Here is an 18,340-nt window from a genome sequence, read left to right on the forward strand (position 1 = left end):
TCACGGGCCCCAGAGTGCCGCCTCCATGACGGCCCGCGCGATCGGGGCCGCACTGCCTCCGCCGCTGATGTCCTCCCGTACCGCGGACGCGTCCTCGACGACAACGGCGACCGCGACCGCGGGCAGGGCGGCGTCACGGGCCTGTGCCCAGGCGATGAACCAGGCGTACGGGAGCCCGGAGTTGTCGATGCCGTGCTGTGCGGTGCCGGTCTTGCCGCCGACGGTGGCTCCCTTGATCGCGGCGTTGCTGCCGGTGCCCTTCTCGACAGCGCGCACCATCAGCTCGCGGAGCCGGTGCGCGGTGGCCGGATTCATGGCCCGGCGGTAGGCGCGGGGGCCGTTCTGCGCGGCCGGGTCGCCGTTCGACCGGGTCAACCGCTCCACCAGGTAGGGGGTCCGGATGTCGCCGCCTTCGGCGACGGCCGCCGCGACCATCGCCATCTGCAGCGGTGTGGCCGTCGTGTTGAACTGCCCGATCGAGGACAGGGCGAGCTGGTCACGGGACATGTCGGTGTCGAAGTTCGAGGCCGTTACCGTCGACGGGATCCGCAGGCCGGGGTCGTTGAAGCCGAAGGCGCGTGCCGTGGCGACCATGTCCGTGAGCCCGACCCGTGCTCCGAGGTTCGCCATCACCGTGTTGCAGGACCGCTGGACGGCGTAGGCGAGGGAGGCGTTCCTGCAGCCCTTCGTCGCGTTGGGCAGCGGTGTGCGGGTGCCGGGCAGCAGGTACGGCTCCGGGGTGCGGGTGGGCGCGTCGACGTCGTCCACGACGCCGGTCTCCAGCGCGGCGGCCGCCGTCACGATCTTGAAGGCGGAACCCGGCGGATACGTCTGCCGGATCGCCCGGTTGAGCATCGGCTGCGTGTGCGCGCCGTTGAGCCGTGCCCACACCCGCGAGACGCCGCTGCCGGTGCCGGACAGTAGCCCGGGGTCGTAGGAAGGGCTGCTGACCAGCGCCAGGATCCTGCCCGTCGACGGTTCGACCGCCGCGACGGCACCCCGCCTGCCGGCGAGACCCCGGTAGGCGGCCTCCTGCATCGAGGCCCTGATCGTGGTGACGACGTCGCCGCCCGGCGGCCGGTCGCGGATGACGTCGTTCCACAGGGGCAGCCGGGTGAGCAGGGGGTCGGTGCCGCTGAGGATCGAATCCGCCGTGTGCTCGACGAACGAGGTGCCGTACGTCTGCGACGCGTAGCCCGTCACCGGCGCGTACAGGGGCCCGTTGCGGTAGGTGCGCTCGTGGCGGAGCTGCTCGCCGGTGTCCCTCGACCCGGTGACCGGCCTGCCGTCGACCAGGATGTCGCCGCGCGGCTCGGCGTAACGGGCGATGGCCTGGCGCCGGTTGGCGGGGTTCCGCTCGAGCTCGCCGGCCTCGACGAGCTGTACGCGGGCGGCGTTGACGAGCAGCGCGAGCAGCAGCAGCAGGCAGAACACGGCCGCGTGCCGGATGCAGCGGGTCACTGCCGTACCGCCGACGCGGGGGAGAAGGTGCCCAGGTCGACGGGCGCGGGATGCGGCGCACGGGCCGAGTGGCTGGCCCGCACGAGCAGCGCCACCATGATCCAGTTGGTGACCACGGACGAGCCGCCCTGTGCGAGGAACGGCATCGCCATCCCGGTCAGCGGGATCAGCCCTGTCACGCCGCCCGCGATGACAAAGACCTGGAGGGCGAGGATGGAGGAGAGGCCCACCACGAGGAGCCGGCCGAACGGGTCGCGCAGCGCGAGCCCGGCGCTGAAGCCCCGGGCGACCAGCAGGGCGTAGAGCAGGAAGATCGCGCTCAGGCCGACCAGGCCGAGTTCCTCGCCGGCGGTGGCGAGGATGAAGTCGGACTTCGCGGCGAAGCCGATCAGAACGGAGTGGCCGAGGCCCAGTCCGGTGCCCAGCATCCCGCCGGAGGCGAAGGCGAACAGCGACTGGGCCAGCTGGCCGGGGCCCTGCCCCGCCTCGATGCTGGCGAACGGGTTCAGCCAGTCCTCGACCCGGCTGTGGACGTGCGGTTCGAGGGAGCCGACGGCGTACGCGCCCGCCGACGCCAGCACCAGTCCGACCGCGATCCAGCCGATCCTGCCCGTCGCCACGTACAGCATGATGACGAAGAGTCCGAAGAACAGCAGCGAGGTGCCGAGGTCCCGCTCCAGCACCAGCACGCCGACGCTGACCAGCCAGACCGCGACGATCGGGCCGAGGACCCGGCCGGTGGGGAGTTGGAGCCTGCGGATCAGACGGCTGGCGTGGGTGAGGGCGTTGCGGTTGGCGGCGAGGTACGCGGCGAAGAAGACGGCCAGCAGGATCTTGGCGAACTCGCCGGGCTGGAAGGACAGTTCCCCGAGCCTGATCCAGATCCTGGCGCCGTTCACCGGAGGGAAGAAGATCGGCGCGCTGAGCAGGACGAGCGCGGCGGCGCCCGAGACGTACGCGTACCCCTGGAGGATGCGGTGGTCGCGCAGGACAAGGACGACGCCGATGAACAGCGCGACGCCGAGCGTGGACCACACCAGCTGGGCCGGCGCCGCCCGGTCCTGCGGTGTCTCCAGGTCGAGGCGGTAGATCAGCACCAGCCCCAGGCCGTTGAGCAGGACCGCGATGGGCAGCAGCAGCGGGTCCGCGTAGGGGGCCCGCAGCCGTACGGCGAGATGCGCGAGGAGGGCGAGGATGCCGAGGCCCGCTCCGTAGCCGGCGACGTCCGGGGGCACGGCGTCGTTCTTGGCGAGTCCGACGGCGACATAGCCGTAGACGCAGATGAGGACGGCGCAGACGAGGAGCGACAGCTCGACGCCCCGCCGCTTGACGGGTCGCGGCGCGGGGTGTGGCTCGGGCGGGAGAGCGCCCGCCGTCGTTCCGGTCATGCCACGCAACGTAGCAAGCGGCGGGTTTGTTTGCCCCTTTTATGTCATAGTGCGCCGACTTCGAACAGACGGACTGTCACATCGGTTCGCCCGGCTCCGTGAACGACACATCCTCGGGCAGCGTCAGCTGCGCCACGGCGCCGCCCTCCGGCGCGTTCGTGAAGCGCAGCTCCGCACCGATCACGGCCGACTGCCCCGCCGCGATGGTCAGTCCGAGCCCGTGCCCCTTGCCGCTGCCGTCGGTCCGGAACCGCTGCGGCCCGTGCTCCACCAGATACGCCGGATAGCCCGGTCCCTGGTCGTGGACGGTCACCAGCGGCCCGTCCACGGTCACCGTCACCGGGGGACGCCCGTGCCGGTGCGCGTTGGCCACCAGGTTGCCGAGCACCCGCTCCAGCCGCCGCCTGTCGGTCTCGACGGTCGTGTCGCGCACCACGCGCACCTCCGTGTCGGTCCCCGACGCCCGCACCACCCGCTCCACCAGCCGAGCCAGGAGGTGCACATCCAAATCGACGGTCTCGCTGCCCGCGTCGAGCCGCGAGATCTCCAGCAGATCCTCGGTGAGCGAGCGCATCGCACGCACCCGGTCCCGCACGAGTTCGGACGGGCGGCCCTCGGGCAGCAGCTCCGCGGCGGCGGTCAGGCCCGTCAGCGGGGTGCGCAGCTCATGCGCCACATCGGCGGTGAAACGCTGCTCGCTCCGCAGCTTGCTCTGCAAGGAGGACGCCATCGTGTCCAGCGCCCCGGAAACCGTGGCCACCTCGTCCTGCGGACGCGAAGGGTCGCCGGTGCGGGGGTCACCGACCCGCGCGTCCAGATCCCCGGCGCTGATCCGCCACCTTGATACCGGGAATGCGCGCGGTGTCCGTCTCCCCGTAGTCGAACGGGGGCGAGGTGACGGGAGGCAGATCGGGCCAGAGCCGGACCGGGGCGACCGCCGCCGGGGTCGCGCCCGCGCTGCGGAGCCGGCCCTCGTCCCCGCAGCCGGACAGCACGGCGCCGACGGCGGCGGTCAGCAGCGCGCCGCACGCCAGGCGGTACGGGGTCGGCATCAAGGATCTCCTCGCGGCGGGCCGACCCGCGGGGCCGACCCGTGTCACCTGTGCTCAGGGAACCCTATGCCCCGGGATGCGCCGTTCGCCCCATCCCCCCGCTTCCGGTGCGCCCGTCCGTGCCCTGCCGCTCACGGCTGCCGCTTCCGGTGCGCCGGCCCGCTCACCGCTGTCCCGGCTGCTGCTCCCGCGCGCTCAGCGCTGGTACGGGTGCTGTCCCGGCTGCTGCGCCTGTCCGTGGGGCTGCCCTCCATGGGCACCCTGGCCGCCCGCGGACTGGAGCTGGAGCTGCTCCGCCTGCTCGGAGGTGATCTGCTGCTCCGCGCCGCAGAAGGTGCACTGCGTCGCGTACTTCGTCGAGAACGGGAACAGCGGCACGAAGAAGAGCGTGAACTTCGTGACGCGCTTCCTGAGCGTGTGCGCGGAGGGATTGCCGCAGTGGCCGCACACCAACGTCAGAATCGCCAGCTGGTAGATGTACCCCTTGGTACCGAAAATGATCATGTTCTCGGGTCCTCCCCGTTCCTGGTCCGCTCAAGGTCTGCGGTGAACCGCCTGCCGGCACAGGGTCAGCAGCCTCTCGTCGTCCACGATGTCATGGCCGTCCGCCCCGTTGTCGATCGCGTTGTGACGTCTTGCGCACAACAGCTCTCGGTCGACGAGCCGCTCCGCTCCCTCCGCGCCCGCCGTCGTGAGTTCCGCCAGGCACTCCGCCGCCGGTATCCGGGTGCGCGGCAGCGTCTCCCAGACGGAACGCAGCGCCGGCCACGCCTGCTCCGGATCCCCCGTCACGCGCCACAGGGCGCCCGCCGCCCTCACCCGTGTCCACGGCTCGATCGACCGCAGCAGCCCACGCAGCCGCGGCGCCGCCGCGGCCCCGGACGGCCCGAGGCCGGCGAGCACCGAGGCCGCCGTCCGCCTGGCCCCGTGGTCCGGCACGCTCAGTACCGAGCACAGCACCGGCATCACCGCGTCCGTGTCGCCCTCGATCGCCCACAGCGCCTCCGCGGCCCGCGCGACGAGCGAGGCGTCCACCCCGGCGGAACCCGAGGACGCGGGCCTCGAGCCGCGCGAGCCCGAGGACGCGGGCCTCGAGCCGGCCCGCGCGCGGTGGCCCGCCTCATGCAGCAGCGCCCACAGATCGGGCACCGCCTCGCGCGCCGCGGGACCAAGGGCGCTCAGGGTCCGCACGGCCGACTCGACCAGCCAGGCGTGCCGTTCGCCCGCCGCGCCCCGCAGCACTCGCAGCACGGCCGGAACCGACCGGGCCGCCTCTTCGCCTCCGCCCACGACGGACAACCCGTGAAGCAACGGCCCGGCCCGGTCGCAGAGCCGGTCGTCCAGCGCGATGCCGGCCAGCCGTTCGCACAGCGCCGGGGCCAGCGGTGCGGCCGCCCTCCCCAGGTGGTCCAGCGAGTGCCCCAGGTCCCGTGGGATCTCCGCCCGCTCCAGCAGCCGCGACAGGACGGGCACCACCCGTGCGTCACCCGCCCTCGCGAGTGCCACGACCGCCGGGCCGAGCGTCGGCGGCCCGTTCTCCCACTCGCGCACCCAGGCACCCCGATTGGCCTCCAGGTAGTGGGCCAGCGCGTCCGCCGCCGGCGCAGCCAGGCCGAACAGCTCCTTCAGCGCGTACGCGGCCGCCCCGGCCAGCCGGGGTTCGGGATCCGCGAGCTGCTCGCCGATCAGCCCCACCAGTTCCCCGTAGGCACCCCGCCAGGTCCGCAGCAGCCCGCTGCTCATCCGTACGGCGTCGATCCGCTGTGCCCGGTCCGGGCTGCACAACTGGTCGGCCAGCAGCGCTATCCGGTCGTCGACGCGATCGCCCAGGCCGGAGTGGAGCGTACGCAGCAGGTCCGTCGCCCAGGGCGCGCCCCGGTCCGTGGTGTCCGCCGCCCGCACCTGGCGCAGCTGCCCGAGCAGCGACGGCGACGGCAGCCGCTCCGCGGCCTGGAGCGACGCCACCGGCTCCGTCCGCAGCTCACGCAGCAGCCCCGTCACGCCCGGCACGACGTCGGAAGGCAGCGCCGTGGGGGCGCAACGGGCCAGTTGGGCGAGCGCGGCCAGCCGCAGCCCCGCGCCGTACGCCATCCCGGACAGGCCGGTGAGCCACTCCACCACCTCGGGCAGCAGGCCCTGGTGCCGCAGCGCGATCCGGCCGGTGGCCTCCACGCAGGCCAGCCGCACCTCGGCGTCCGGCTCGCAGTCCAGCCGGGCCCGCAGCAGCCGCAGCACCCGCACCGGGTCGCTGTGCAGCTGGGCCAGCGCGAGCGGCGCGGCGAGCCGCACTCCGCGGTCCGGGTCGCCGACCAGGGCGAGGAACACATCTGCCCCCGCGGTGACCGCCGACGCCGCCATGGCATAGTTCGCGGCGCCCTCGAACTCCTCGTCCTCCGGGTCGAGTTCGTCGTCGCCGTCCAGATCGATGCCGCCGATGCTGGTCAGCAGCTCGACTATGCCGCCCCGGTCCTGCACGGCGGGGTCCGCCGCCAGCTCCATCAGGAACGGGATGCAGGCGAGCGTCGAGTCGTACACGTCCCCCTGGTGGTGCACGGTCCCGTACATGCCGTCGAGTGCGGTCTCACGCTCGACGGGATCCGCGGAGGCGAGTCCGCGCAGCAGCTCCGGCACATCGTCGGCCGGGCCGTATGCATGCTCCAGGGTGGCCCAGTCGACCTCGTCGATTCCCGCGAACACGATTGTCCCCCTCCCAAGAAAACCTTGGGTCTCAACCCTTGTGTCTGGGGGAAGTGTGCCCCAAGGATCCGACATCCTGACCGGTATCCCGCGGGGTTGTCTCGGGGTTGTTGAATCCAGGCCTGTTGCCGCCCTCGGCCGGGCTGTTCCCGATGGCCGGGGTGGAGGGGGACGGCCTGTCTGCGAGTCACCCCGGCGGCCGGGACGTCACCTGGTACGACGGCCCGACCGCGGTGTGTCCTACTCCTGCAACAGGGCGCTGCTCACCGGAGGTTGTCGCCCCAGCCGCCCTGCATCATTGTCTGGAACGCCCATTTTCCGTCGCGCCTGATCAGGATGTCGGCGTAGCGCAGCTGCTCGGTCCGTCCGTCCATGGTCATGGTCGAGTCCGTGAAGACGACGGCCATGGCGGGGGAGAGGAACACCGGAGTCCGCACCGACTCGAACGTGATGTCGTCGCTCCCGTCGCCCATCACATGGCCCATGGTCTCGATGAACTGGCGGCGGTCCCACTGGGCGGAGGCGCCGTTGCCCTGCGAGTCGTCGCTGATCAGGTTGAGCGGGAAGACGGCCATGTCCGCCATACGCCCGACGTCGCGTTTGGCGCTGTGCGCGTCGTAGGCGGCGAACCATTCCTGGATGCTCGCCAGCTCCTCGGCGCTCGGGGTGTATCCGGTGTCGGGCAGAAACGTCACACTTTCTCCTTGCCGCTCATCGACTGGGACCGCACGCACGTCATCGCGCCCATGCGTCGAGGAACGTAGTGCCCCGATCCCTGGGTAGTCAAACTTGATTAATCATATCTCGTCGAGTTCGTCCGGAGTCCTCAGCCGCACCACCGTCGTCACGGTGTGCCGAGTCGTGCCCAGTTCCACCTCCGCCGTCACCCCCGGCTCCACCGCCCGGTACGGCACCTCACCGACCCCGGTCGCGACAGCCGTCCCCGTCCCGCCGCCCGCCCGCCCGTCCAGAACCGTCGCGGCGTGGGCCCGCTGTCCGGGCTGCATCGGGCTGGTCACCACCGGGGTGTCGTCGTCGGACAGGACGACGACCAGCGAGGTGGGCCGGCTCGCCGGCCCCGTGAAGCCGACGACCGCAGCGTCGTGCGTCGCGGTGTGCCGCAGCTTGCGCCACAGCCGCACGCCGCCCCGGTACGTCTGGTCGAGCCGCTTCACCACCAGCCCCTCGACACCGATCGCCGGCAGCCTCTCGTACCAGCCCTGCGCCTCCTCGGCGTCGAGCGTCATCGGGACGGGCTGCAGCGGCGGCCCCAGCGGTGCGACCAGCGCCACCAGCCGCGCCCGCCGCTTCTCATAAGCCAGTGGCCGCAGATCCTCGCCCGAATCGGCCAGCAGGTCGAAGGCGGCGTACGAGGCGGGAAGGCTGCGCGCGAGCGCGGGCGCCCGGCTCGGAGTGGCGGCCGCCCTTTTCTGCACCGCGGCGAAGTCGGTGCGTCCCTCCCGCCACACCACCACCTCGCCGTCGAGCACCGTGCCGTCCGGCAACTGCCGGGCCGCCGCCGCGAGATCGGGGAAGGCGGCCGTGACGATCCGCCCCGAACGTGCCTGCAGCAGCACTTCGCCGTCCATGCGGAAGATCACCATCCGGTGGCCGTCGAACTTAGGCTCGTACGCCAGCCCGGCCGCACGCGGCAACACGTTCACCGATTCGGCGAGCGCGACCTTCAGCGGCGGCCGGGGCAGCGTCACGGCAGGCTTCCCGCGTCGGCGTGGTCGGCGACCGGGGCGAGCAGATCCCCGTACCGCTCCAGCCTCGGGCCGATGTCGGAGAGCCGGAACACCAGGCCGGCTCCGTTCGCGCCGACCTCCTCGACCTCCTCCCAGGTCACCGGCGCCGAGACGGTCGGCTCCTGGCGCGCCCGCAGCGTGTAGGGAGTGGCGGTGGTCTTCGCGGCGGCGTTCTGGCTGTGGTCGACGAAGACCTTGCCAGGTCGCAGCGCACGGGCCATCCGGTGCAGGACGAGCTGCGGCATCGCCGCCTCCCCCTCGACGGCGAGCGACTTCGCGTACGCGGACACCCGCTCCGACGGCGCGGGCTTCAGCGGTACGACCAGGTGCAGGCCCTTGGAGCCGGACGTCTTGGCGTACGCCGTGAGCCCGTCCCGCTCGAGCCGCTCGCGCAGCCACAGGGCGACCTCGCAGCACTCCGAGATGGAGGCGGGGGCGCCGGGATCGAGGTCGAAGACCATCCGGTCGGCGACGGCCGGCTCCTCGGCGCGCCACTGCGGGGTGTGGAACTCGACCACCAGATTGGCCGCCCAGACGAGTGACGGGAGGTCCTCGATCACGACCTGCCGTGCCTTCGGGTCCTCCGACCGGGGGACCGGGGCCGTACGCACCCAGTCGGGTGTGCCGGGCGGCGGGTTCTTGGTGAAGAACAGCTGGCCGTCGGGGCCGTCCGGGTACCGGAGGAAGGAGACGGGCCGGCTGCGGAGATGGGGGAGGATCGCGTCCGCCGCGGTGGCGTAGTAGTGCACGATCTCGCCCTTGGTGGTCCCGGTTGCGGGGTGGATGACCTTCTCCAGGTTGCTGAGCGCCACTCGCCGCCCCGCCACCTCCGTGATCGGCGTCATACGATGAGAATCCCATGAATCCTGGGCGAAAGGGATGAAACGTGCGATCCATTTGGAACGGCGCGATCTCGTTCGGGCTGGTCAGCATCCCGGTCAAGCTCGTCAACGCCACGGAGAACCACTCCGTCTCCTTCCGCCAGATCCACGCCGCCGACGGCGGCCGCGTCCGCTACCGCAAGGTGTGCGAACTGGAGGAGAAAGAGGTGCCGCAGGCCGAGATCGGCAAGGCGTACGAGGACGCCGACGGGTCGATGATCCCGATCACGGACGAGGACCTCGCCTCCCTCCCGCTGCCGACCGCGAAGACGATCGAGATCGTCGCCTTCGTCCCCGCCTCAGAGATCGACCCGCTCCAGATGGACACGGCCTACTACCTCTCCGCCAACGGCGTACCGGCCGCCAAGCCGTACACGCTCCTGCGTGAGGCGCTGAAGCGCAGTGACCGCGTGGCCATCGGCAAATACGCGCTGCGCGGACGCGAGCGGCTCGGCATGCTGCGCGTCGTCGACGACGTGATCGCCATGCACGGGCTCCTGTGGCCGGACGAGATCAGGGAACCGGAGGGGGTGGCCCCGCAGAGCGACGTCACCGTGCGGGATGCCGAACTCGACCTGGCCGACGCACTGATGGCCACCCTCGGCGAGGTCGATCTCGAATCCCTGCACGACGACTACCGCGAGGCGGTCGAGTCCATGATCGCCGCGAAGGTCGAGGGCGGGGGCGCGGCCCCCGAGGCGGCGCCGCCGGAGCGCGAGGGCGGCAAGGTCATCGACCTGATGGCCGCGCTGGAGAGCAGTGTGCGCGCCGCGCAGGAGGGGCGGGGCGGGGGAGCGGAGGGGGCCCGAGAGGCGAAGGTGACGCCGATCAAGGGGCGGCGGGCCGCTGCCTCGCCGAAGTCGTCGGGCGGGGGAAAGAAGTCGACGTCCACCACTCCGAAGAAGGCCGCCGCCAAGAAGACGGCGGCGACCAAGTCGACGTCGTCGTCGGCGAAGAAGTCGGATTCGAAGACGGCGACCAGGTCCACCGCGAAGTCCACGGCGAAGACCACCGCCAGGTCCACGTCGAAGTCCTCCGCCAGGTCCAAGGAGAAGAAGGCGACCCCGTCCGCGAAGAAGCGCTCCTCGGCGTGAGCGGCGTTGCGGCGCAGTGGGCGGCGATCCGCGATGGCGTCGACCACCGCCGCAGCATGGTGTCGACGACGGACTCCAGGTAGGCGTCGCGCGCCCCGCGCCGGCTGGGCCCGGCGTCGCGCGCCGCCCTCGCCGGCTGGGCCCGCGGCACGGTGTGGGCCATCTGGACTTCCTCGCCTCCCTGCTGGTCGCCGACGACGCAGTCATCCTCACGACCATGGTCGCGAGCCACCATGTGCCCGGCCGCCTCTGCTGGTCGGTGGTGCGACACTTCCCCCGTTGACGGCCCGCCTGATGCTCACCCGCGCGCACCGCCGCCCGGCCCGTCGAAGCCGCCCCGGCCGCCGTCCGCCTGGCCGCACACCGGCGTGTCGAACAGGCGTCGGCGGCCGAGTCCGCCGACTACCGCTCCACGGCAGCCGTGGCTGTGAAGCCGCAGCACGCGAAGGTCTGCACGGGTGCGCCCGACGTCCGCCCGATCCGTACACCGTCGAGCACCGCATGGGTGTCGACCGCCTTCGGCACGACTGCGACACCGTGGACGCCGCCCTCGATCCGGTCCTTCCGGACGGTGAAGGAACCGTCCTGGAGGGCGATCCCGACGTACGAGTTCCGCCGGATGTTGTTGTGGCTGATGTCGACGCCCCCGCCGGCAACGCTGACCCCGACCTGGTTGCCGACGATCCGGTTGTGCCGCACGACGGTGCCGGGTGAGTCGGCGAGGATGCCCGCGTGCTGGACCTCGTTGAAGAAGTCGGGGCCGCAGCCCGGGTCCGGCTCCCGGCACTCGTTGTCGCTGATGGTGCTGTGGGTGACACGGCCGGCCGAGCCGGCCACGAACTCGATGCCGTTGGTCGACAACTCGCGGTGCCCGGTGACGGTGCTGTGCTCGATGGTGGCGGTGGAGCCCGCGTTGAGGACGACCACGCCCGCGCCCTGGTAGCCCGTGATCTCGGTGTGACGAATGGTCGCCGAACCCGTACTGGTCCTCGGTTCGCCGATGCGGACGGCGTTGGCGCTGCGGAAGCAGGGTGCGGCGGGGGTGTCGGCGATGTGGGTCACGGCGGCGTGGCCGAGGTCGAGACGAGCGCCCTCGAGCACCCGGATGCCGGAACCGAGCGCGCCTTTCTCGCACGTGCCGGAGCCCGGCCCGCTGACGGCGAGCCGGGACAGCGAGACGGTCGCGCCGTTGTGGATCTCCACGATCGAGGTGCTGCCGCCGACACCGGGGGTCAGCGTCCGCGGGGCCAGAATCGTCGTGCTCCGGTCGCCCGATCCGACGATGGACACGTCCTTGTCGATCACCACTTGTTCGCGGTAGACACCCGGCCGGACGGCGATCCGGTCGCCGGCGTCGGCGGCGTCGACCGCTGCCTGGATCGTCGGATGATCCCGGGGGACGACGAGATCGTGTCGGCCATCGGCCGCTGCCGACGTCGCCACCAGCGGACAGGCGATCGCGGTGACGACGCAGAGGCTCAGGCGGGCGGCCGCTCTGAGAAGTGGAGTTGCCATTCCGATTCCGCTCTCTCATGGGGTACTCGCACCCGATCCGGGCATGCATTCGGGCTCCGAGACCCCGTCTGCCGGACACCCCGGCCGGGCCGCCAACGTATTCACGGCTCTGCGGACACGGCACACCCAGACGTCCGACCGTGGTCCCGCTTCCCCCTGTCGGCCCCGTCCGCGGACCGCCCGTAACCCCGTCCATCCGGAACACGCCCCATCCGAAGCCCGCCCCCGGCAGCGTCAGCCGAGCGGGCGCTCCCCGTCGCCGTTCGTCGGGAAGGCCTGCTCCGTCCAGATGGTCTTGCCCGTGTGCGAGTAGCGCGTCCCCCACCGCTGGACGAGCTGAGAGACGATGAACAACCCCCTGCCCCCCTCGTCCTCGGCCGTGCTGTGGCGCAGGTGCGGTGAGGTGTGGCCCGTGTCCGCGACCTCGCACAGCAGCGTCCGGTCGCGGATGAGGCGCAGCTGCAGCGGCCCCTCGGCGTACCGGACGGCGTTGGTGACCAGCTCGCTGACCACGAGCTCGGTCGAGAACCCCAGTTCGTCCAGGCCCCATTCGCCCAGTTGCTCCGTCGCGAGCTCCCTGGCGTGGCCCACCGCGACCGTCTCGGCGGGCAGTTCCCACGCGGCGACATGGTCGGCGTCGAGTTCACGGGTGCGGATCAGGAGCAGGGCCGTGTCGTCGGCCGTCGTACCACCCGGCAGCAGCTCCGCCACCGCCCGCTCGCACAGCTCCTCCAACGGCCTTTCGGGGTGGCTCAGGACTCGCTTCAGGATGTCGAGCCCCTGATCGATGTCGTGGTCACGGGACTCGACCAGGCCGTCGGTGAACAGCGCGAGCAGGGTTCCCGCCGGCAGTTCGACCTCCAGGGACTCGAACGGCAGCCCTCCGAGTCCCAGCGGCGGTCCGGCCGGCAGGTCCGGGAAGGAGGGCGTGCCGTCAGGGGTCACGACGAGCGGCGGCAGATGACCGGCCCTGGCCATCGTGCACCGGCGGGTGACCGGGTCGTACACCGCGTAGAGGCAGCTCGCCCCGGTCGTGACGTCGGGGTGCGGGACGCCGGGCGCGTCGGCGTCGGCCGACGGGAAGTCCTGCTGCCCCTCCGTCTCCGCCGGCCGGCCCACCAGGTCGTCGAGCTGGGTCAGCAGTTCGTCGGGAGGCATGTCCAGCTTGGCCAACGCCTCCACCGTCGTACGCAGCCGGCCCATGGTGGCCGCCGCCGCAAGCCCGTGCCCCACGACGTCCCCGACCACCAGACCGACCCGCGCGCCGGACAACGGGATGACGTCGAACCAGTCCCCGCCCACGCCGGTCACGCCGTCGGCCGGAAGGTACCGGTGGGCGACCTCGACCGCGGACCGCCGTGGAAGATGCTGCGGCAGCAGCTGGCGCTGCAGGGTGAGGGCCGCGGCACGCTCACGGGTGTAGCGGCGGGCGTTGTCGATGCACACGGCCGCGCGCGTCGTCAGCTCGTCGGCGAGCGCGACTTCGCCGTTGTCGAAGAAGGACGGACGCAGGTCCCGGGTGTAGGTCACGAGCCCCAGTTGCACGGCGCCCGTCCGCAAGGGCACGACGAGCACGTTGTCGTCGACCACGAGCCCGCCGGAGGCGAGGCTGCGACGCTGCGGCGAGCCGGGCGGGTGGTGCACGAGCCGGGGCGGCCCCTCACCGCCCGCCGTAAACTCCCCGCCCGCCGTAACCTCCCGGCCCGTCGTCACCTCACCGTCCGCCGGGCCGACCACCCGCACCAGAGCCGCCCCCGCCCCCGCGGCCGCACGCGGCTCCTCGCCCTCCAGCACGGCCTGCACGACGTCGACCGCGACCGAAGAGGCGAAATCCGGTACGACCACGTCCGCGATCTCCCGCGCCGTGGCCGTCACGTCCAGCGAGGTGCCGATCATCCGGCCCGCGTCCACGAGCAGGGCCAGCCGCTTCTGGGCCACGTACCGGTCGGTGATGTCGAAGGCGTCCTCGCACACCCCGAGCACATGCCCCTCCGCGTCCTGGAGCCGGTAGTACGAGCAGGACCAGACGTGGTCCGCCCCGGGATCGCTGGGCATCTGCGCCAGAAAGTGCAGGTCGAGCACGGGCTCGCCGGTCTCGAGGACATTGCGCATGACCGCGTCGAGGCTCTCCGGGTACCCCTCGGTGATGACCTTGCCGCCCGGGTACAGCTCGTCGGCCCGCATCCCCCGGTACTGGGCGAACGGTCGGCCGATCTCGTGGCCCGACGCAGAATTGTCCCAGGTCAGCCGCAGGTCGGTGTCGTAGATGGCCAGCCCGAGCGGGGACTGCGTGGCGAGCCCCTGCAGCATCGCCAGCCGTGACTCCCACTGCCGCAGCCCCTCCAGCTCCGCGGCCACGAGGACCCGGGCCACCCTGCCGGCCTCGGAGAGCTCACACACTGCGGTGGCCACCGACAGCGAGCGGCCGTCCCGGTGCCGTGCGAGGCGGACGTCGCTGCCGCTGAGCGGGAGGCCGTGACCGGAGCCCGCGACGGGCATCGGCCCGCCCGACAGGAAGGCGCCCACGGGCCGCCCGACGACCTCGGCAGGCGGATACCCCAGCAGATTCTCGGCCCCCGGACTCCACCCGATGACCGTGTCCTGGGCATCGAGCAACACCGTGGCCGCCACGGCGATGTCGAGCGGGCCACGGAAATCGGCACTTTCCGCAGCGTTCTGTGTGCTCCACGCGCCCGCCGCGCACCACGCACTCATCGGCGCCGGGCCAACACCTTTCATTACTTTCAGAATCGTCCCGTGCGTGGCCTCGCACAACCGATGAAGCCCCTGCCGCCCCACGGCACCTGGTGCGGGCCCCGGAGACCGAACCTAGACTGACTGCGGCCCGGAAACTCCCGGAATGTCCCGCACGACGGAGGTACGCCATGTCCAAGCGAGGCAACAAGCGCCGAGCCCGCAAGAAGAAGGGCGCGAACCACGGCAAGCGCCCCAACAGCTGATGCTCGCCAGGCCCGCCCGCCGGCCGGCCCCGCCCGGTGATCTCCGGGTGATCAGCGACATGACTGCGCCCGGCGCGGCCGTACCGTTCAGTGCCCGCCCCTCGGCAGGGGCGGCTCCTGCGCGAGACGGTCGATCTCCTCGTCGGTCAGCAGCCGGGAGCGGATCAGGAACCGCACGCCCTCCGGCGCTTCCAGCGAGAAACCGCTGCCCCGACCGGCGACCACGTCCACCGTGAGGTGGGTGTGCCGCCAGTACGCGTACTGGTCGGCGCTCATCCAGAACGGCGTGTCCCCGGCCACCCGCCCCAGCAGCACGTCCGAGGCGCCGACCGTGAACTCGCCCCGGGGGTAGCACATGGGGGAGCTGCCGTCGCAGCACCCGCCGGACTGATGGAACATCACGGGGCCGTTCAGCGCGGCCAGTCGACGCACCAGGTCCTCGGCGGCGGCGGTCAGCTCCACCCGGTCGGCCCGAGCGCCCATCAGAAGAAGCCGACCTTCTTCGCCGAGTAGCTGACCAGCAGGTTCTTGGTCTGCTGGTAGTGGTCGAGCATCATCCGGTGGTTCTCGCGCCCGATGCCGGACTTCTTGTAGCCGCCGAAGGCCGCGTGCGCGGGGTAGGCGTGGTAGCAGTTGGTCCACACCCGGCCCGCCTTGATCTCCCGGCCGAGGCGGTAGGCGGTGTTGCCGTCCCGTGTCCACACGCCCGCCCCGAGGCCGTACAGCGTGTCGTTGGCGAGCTCCAGGGCCTCGTCGACGGAGTCGTAGGTGGTGACGGAGACGACGGGACCGAAGATCTCCTCCTGGAAGATCCGCATGTCGTTCGTACCGCGGAGGATCGTCGGCTCGATGTAGTAGCCGCCTTCGAGGCCCGTCACCGAGCGCGGGCCGCCACCGGTCAGGACCTCGGCGCCCTCCTTCTTCCCGATGTCGATGTAGGAAAGGATCTTCTCGTACTGGTCGTTGCTCGCCTGCGCGCCGATCATCGTCGCCGGATCCAGCGGGTCGCCGCTGACGACGGCCCGGGTGCGCTCGACGCAGCGGGCCATGAACTCGTCGTACATCGAGGAGTGGATCAACGCGCGGGACGGGCAGGTGCACACCTCGCCCTGATTGAGCGCGAACATCACGAAGCCCTCGACGGCCTTGTCCAGGAAGTCGTCGTCGGCGGCCATGACGTCGGGCAGGAAGATGTTGGGGCTCTTGCCGCCCAGTTCCAGGGTGACGGGAATGATGTTCTCGCTCGCGTACTGCATGATCAGCCGGCCGGTGGTCGTCTCGCCGGTGAACGCCACCTTCGCGACCCGCGGGCTGGAGGCCAGCGGCTTGCCCGCCTCGACACCGAAGCCGTTCACCACGTTGAGCACACCCGGCGGCACCAGGTCCGCGATCAGATCGACCACCAGCAGAAGGCTGGCAGGGGTCTGCTCTGCGGGCTTGATGACCACGCAGTTGCCGGCGGCCAGCGCGGGCGCCAGCTTCCACGCGGCCATGAGGATCGGGAAGTTCCACGGAATGATCTGACCCACCACACCCAGCGGCTCGTGGTAGTGGTACGCCACGGTGTCGGCGTCGATCTCGGAGATGGTGCCCTCCTGCGCCCGTACCACCCCGGCGAAGTAACGGAAGTGGTCCACGGCCAGCGGGATGTCGGCGGCCAGCGTCTCGCGCACCGGCTTGCCGTTCTCCCAGGTCTCGGCCACGGCGATCTTCTCGAGGTTCTCCTCGATACGGTCCGCGATCCGGTTCAGGATGTTCGCCCGCTCGGTGGCCGACGTGCGGCCCCACCGGTCGGCGGCCAAGTGGGCGGCGTCCAGGGCTCGTTCGACGTCGGCTGCTGTCGACCGGGCCACCTCGCAGACGACCTTGCCGGTCACCGGGGTCATGTTCTCGAAGTACCGGCCCTCGACGGGGGCGACCCAGTCGCCGCCGATGAAGTTGTCGTACCGGCGGGCGAAGTCGACGATGCTTCCGTCGGTTCCTGGCTGCGCGTAGACCATGGCGGCTCTCCTCGGGGATGGTGAGTACAAAGCGCACGGCGGCCCCGCCGCCGTGGCAACTTCACCCTGGGCCCGGGAGGTTGGCGTGAGGTTGGCACGGGTTCGGCGTGAGGTCGGCACGCGCTTCAGGGGCGTTCTTCAGGAGCGCCGCCCGCCCGCTCCGTCAGTCGTCGCGCAGGGCGGTACTGAGCCGCCCCGCCGCCAGCGCCCGGCGCGCGTCGCCCGGCCCCAGCAGCCGCAGGGCGTGCTCGTGCACCTCGGCGTCGTACGGCGCACGTTCGCCGTACCGGAGCGCGTACTCCGGGCGGTCGCCGGCGAGCACCGCCTCCCGAACGGCCACCTCCAGCTGCGCCCGCCACTCGGCGATGCCCGGCGCCTGCGACCGGGGCAGCAGCGGGCCGCGGTAGTGGGTCAGGGCGGCGGCCGTGTCCCCGTTCCCGAGTGCGCGAAGCAGGTCCACGGCGTCGCAGGAGACGGGCGAGGTGAGGGCGTACCGTCGGGTGGAAATGCCGCCGCCGAGAGCTCGTCGCAGGTGCGAGATCTCCGCCTTGAACGTGGAGACGGTGACCGGCCGGTCCCCGTACAGCGCCTCGCGAAGGCGCTCCGGCGGGAAGCCGTCCGGCTCCAGGGCGAGCAGCGTCAGGATCTCCATCTGGCGCGGCCGCAGCGGAAGCGGCCCACCCGCCTGCTCGGCCTCCTCCGCGCCCAGGCAACGCAGTCGCAGACCGCCGGTGGGGCGCGGACCGGCGGTCGGGTGTGGGCCGGCGGAGGGGAGTGGGCCGACGGCATCGGTACGCAACCGGGCCTCGATGGCCGACACGAGAGTCCGCACCGTCGACATGGCCAGCGGATGCGACCGGTCCCAGGTGGTCGACAGGTCCAGTACGCCCAGAACGTGCCCGCCCGGATCGCGGATCGGCGCGCAATAGCAGACCCAGCCGTGCAGCGCCGTCACCAGATGCTCGGCCGAGAACACCGTGCTGGGCCGGCCGGTGCGCAACGCCAGCGACAGGGCGTTGGTCCCCATGGCCCACTCGTCCCAGCGGCCACCGGGAGCGAAGTTGACTCGCTCGGCTCGCCGTTGCATGGTTCGGCCGCCACACGTCCACAGGATGGTGCCGGTCTCGTCGGTGACCGCCGTGACGAACCCGGCGTCCTCGGCGATGCTGTGCAACTCGTCGGCCAGTCCGTCGACCGGCCGGCGCAGTGGCGAACCGGCCCACCGGTGGTGCACCGTACCGCCGTCGGACACGGGGGCGCTGTCCCGGCCGGGGTCCACACTGCCGAGCGAACGCACCCATGACTCGCCGACCTCGGGCCGCAGCGCGTCGCCGCCGTCCGGTGACCGTCCGGCGGTCTTCAGCCGCGGCACCCAGCGGGACCACTCGTCCTCCAGGGCGGCCCGGCGCCGCCGGAGATCACTGTGCTGTGACATGTGCTCCCCTCGTGCGGGTCGGGGGACGACGGACCATTCTCCCCCGGGGCCGGGGCGTGGCGCACCCATGCGGACGGGCCGTTCTGTGCCGCCGACGTGTCCGAGATGG

The 18,340-nt window shown here is 71.8% G+C and carries 16 protein-coding genes and 1 pseudogene; 3 read left to right on the forward strand and 14 right to left on the reverse strand.

What is annotated here, in order from left to right; translation table 11 throughout:
- The 9 genes and pseudogenes from ACIQ7Q_RS03840 to ligD form a co-directional block, all read right to left on the reverse strand.
- Window positions 1-1,461 carry a penicillin-binding transpeptidase domain-containing protein gene (locus ACIQ7Q_RS03840; protein WP_403855908.1) on the reverse strand — a complete coding sequence of 487 codons (1,461 nt, stop codon included), beginning with the start codon at window positions 1,459-1,461 and terminating at the stop codon, window positions 1-3.
- Complete coding sequence (locus ACIQ7Q_RS03845; protein ID WP_403855910.1) at window positions 1,458-2,849, reverse strand: FtsW/RodA/SpoVE family cell cycle protein; 1,392 nt, start codon at window positions 2,847-2,849, stop codon at window positions 1,458-1,460. Before ACIQ7Q_RS03845 ends, ACIQ7Q_RS03840 begins: the two co-directional genes overlap by 4 nt.
- A gap of 76 nt (window positions 2,850-2,925) precedes the next feature.
- Window positions 2,926-3,684: pseudogene (locus ACIQ7Q_RS03850) on the reverse strand (ATP-binding protein); the annotation flags it as partial.
- A complete protein-coding gene (locus ACIQ7Q_RS03855; protein ID WP_403855912.1) occupies window positions 3,647-3,901 on the reverse strand; it encodes a hypothetical protein in 255 nt (84 codons plus the stop codon). The gene ACIQ7Q_RS03855 and the pseudogene ACIQ7Q_RS03850, both read right to left, overlap by 38 nt.
- 195 nt (window positions 3,902-4,096) lie before the next feature.
- Complete coding sequence (locus tag ACIQ7Q_RS03860; protein WP_403855914.1) at window positions 4,097-4,405, reverse strand: zinc-ribbon domain-containing protein; 309 nt, start codon at window positions 4,403-4,405, stop codon at window positions 4,097-4,099.
- Window positions 4,406-4,435: 30 nt separating this feature from the next.
- Window positions 4,436-6,598, reverse strand: a complete 2,163-nt coding sequence (locus ACIQ7Q_RS03865) for a PBS lyase (RefSeq protein WP_403855916.1) — start codon at window positions 6,596-6,598, stop codon at window positions 4,436-4,438.
- Between the two features lie 263 nt (window positions 6,599-6,861).
- On the reverse strand, window positions 6,862-7,293 hold the full coding sequence (locus ACIQ7Q_RS03870; protein WP_403855918.1) for a nuclear transport factor 2 family protein: 432 nt from the start codon (window positions 7,291-7,293) through the stop codon (window positions 6,862-6,864).
- A 102-nt stretch (window positions 7,294-7,395) separates the two neighbouring features.
- Window positions 7,396-8,307, reverse strand: coding sequence for an ATP-dependent DNA ligase (locus ACIQ7Q_RS03875; protein WP_403855920.1), 912 nt, complete (start codon window positions 8,305-8,307; stop codon window positions 7,396-7,398).
- A complete protein-coding gene (gene ligD, locus ACIQ7Q_RS03880; RefSeq protein ID WP_403855922.1) occupies window positions 8,304-9,191 on the reverse strand; it encodes a non-homologous end-joining DNA ligase in 888 nt (295 codons plus the stop codon). Before ligD ends, ACIQ7Q_RS03875 begins: the two co-directional genes overlap by 4 nt.
- Before the next feature lie 41 nt (window positions 9,192-9,232).
- Here ligD and ACIQ7Q_RS03885 point away from each other — a divergent pair, with 41 nt between their 5' ends.
- Both ACIQ7Q_RS03885 and ACIQ7Q_RS03890 read left to right on the forward strand, forming a co-directional pair.
- Entirely contained in the window at window positions 9,233-10,321 is a 1,089-nt protein-coding gene (locus ACIQ7Q_RS03885) for a Ku protein (RefSeq protein ID WP_403855924.1), read from the forward strand.
- 154 nt (window positions 10,322-10,475) lie between these two features.
- Window positions 10,476-10,604: a hypothetical protein gene (locus ACIQ7Q_RS03890; RefSeq protein WP_403855926.1), complete on the forward strand. Its 129-nt coding sequence runs from the start codon at window positions 10,476-10,478 to the stop codon at window positions 10,602-10,604.
- A gap of 119 nt (window positions 10,605-10,723) precedes the next feature.
- Here the strand turns inward: ACIQ7Q_RS03890 and ACIQ7Q_RS03895 are convergent, their stop codons facing one another.
- Both ACIQ7Q_RS03895 and ACIQ7Q_RS03900 read right to left on the reverse strand, forming a co-directional pair.
- On the reverse strand, window positions 10,724-11,836 hold the full coding sequence (locus ACIQ7Q_RS03895; protein ID WP_403855928.1) for a right-handed parallel beta-helix repeat-containing protein: 1,113 nt from the start codon (window positions 11,834-11,836) through the stop codon (window positions 10,724-10,726).
- A gap of 234 nt (window positions 11,837-12,070) precedes the next feature.
- The gene (locus ACIQ7Q_RS03900) at window positions 12,071-14,551 is read right to left on the reverse strand and encodes a SpoIIE family protein phosphatase (RefSeq protein ID WP_403855930.1); all 2,481 of its coding nucleotides are present in this window, start codon (window positions 14,549-14,551) and stop codon (window positions 12,071-12,073) included.
- A gap of 170 nt (window positions 14,552-14,721) precedes the next feature.
- Here ACIQ7Q_RS03900 and ACIQ7Q_RS03905 point away from each other — a divergent pair, with 170 nt between their 5' ends.
- On the forward strand, window positions 14,722-14,796 hold the full coding sequence (locus tag ACIQ7Q_RS03905; RefSeq protein ID WP_403856427.1) for a 50S ribosomal protein bL37: 75 nt from the start codon (window positions 14,722-14,724) through the stop codon (window positions 14,794-14,796).
- A gap of 87 nt (window positions 14,797-14,883) precedes the next feature.
- Here ACIQ7Q_RS03905 and ACIQ7Q_RS03910 read toward each other — a convergent pair whose 3' ends face one another.
- The 3 genes from ACIQ7Q_RS03910 to ACIQ7Q_RS03920 all read right to left on the reverse strand — a co-directional run bounded on the left by ACIQ7Q_RS03910 (window position 14,884) and on the right by ACIQ7Q_RS03920 (window position 18,231).
- The gene (locus tag ACIQ7Q_RS03910; RefSeq protein ID WP_403855932.1) at window positions 14,884-15,279 is read right to left on the reverse strand and encodes a DUF779 domain-containing protein; all 396 of its coding nucleotides are present in this window, start codon (window positions 15,277-15,279) and stop codon (window positions 14,884-14,886) included.
- The gene (adh, locus tag ACIQ7Q_RS03915) at window positions 15,279-16,796 is read right to left on the reverse strand and encodes an aldehyde dehydrogenase (RefSeq protein WP_403855934.1); all 1,518 of its coding nucleotides are present in this window, start codon (window positions 16,794-16,796) and stop codon (window positions 15,279-15,281) included. The genes ACIQ7Q_RS03910 and adh overlap by 1 nt, the downstream gene beginning before the upstream one ends.
- A 163-nt stretch (window positions 16,797-16,959) precedes the next feature.
- Window positions 16,960-18,231 carry a transcriptional regulator gene (locus ACIQ7Q_RS03920; RefSeq protein ID WP_403855936.1) on the reverse strand — a complete coding sequence of 424 codons (1,272 nt, stop codon included), beginning with the start codon at window positions 18,229-18,231 and terminating at the stop codon, window positions 16,960-16,962.
- Window positions 18,232-18,340: the final 109 nt, after the last annotated feature.

Origin of the sequence: Streptomyces sp. NPDC096176, assembly GCF_044763255.1 — a bacterium.
GTDB lineage: Bacteria > Actinomycetota > Actinomycetes > Streptomycetales > Streptomycetaceae > Streptomyces.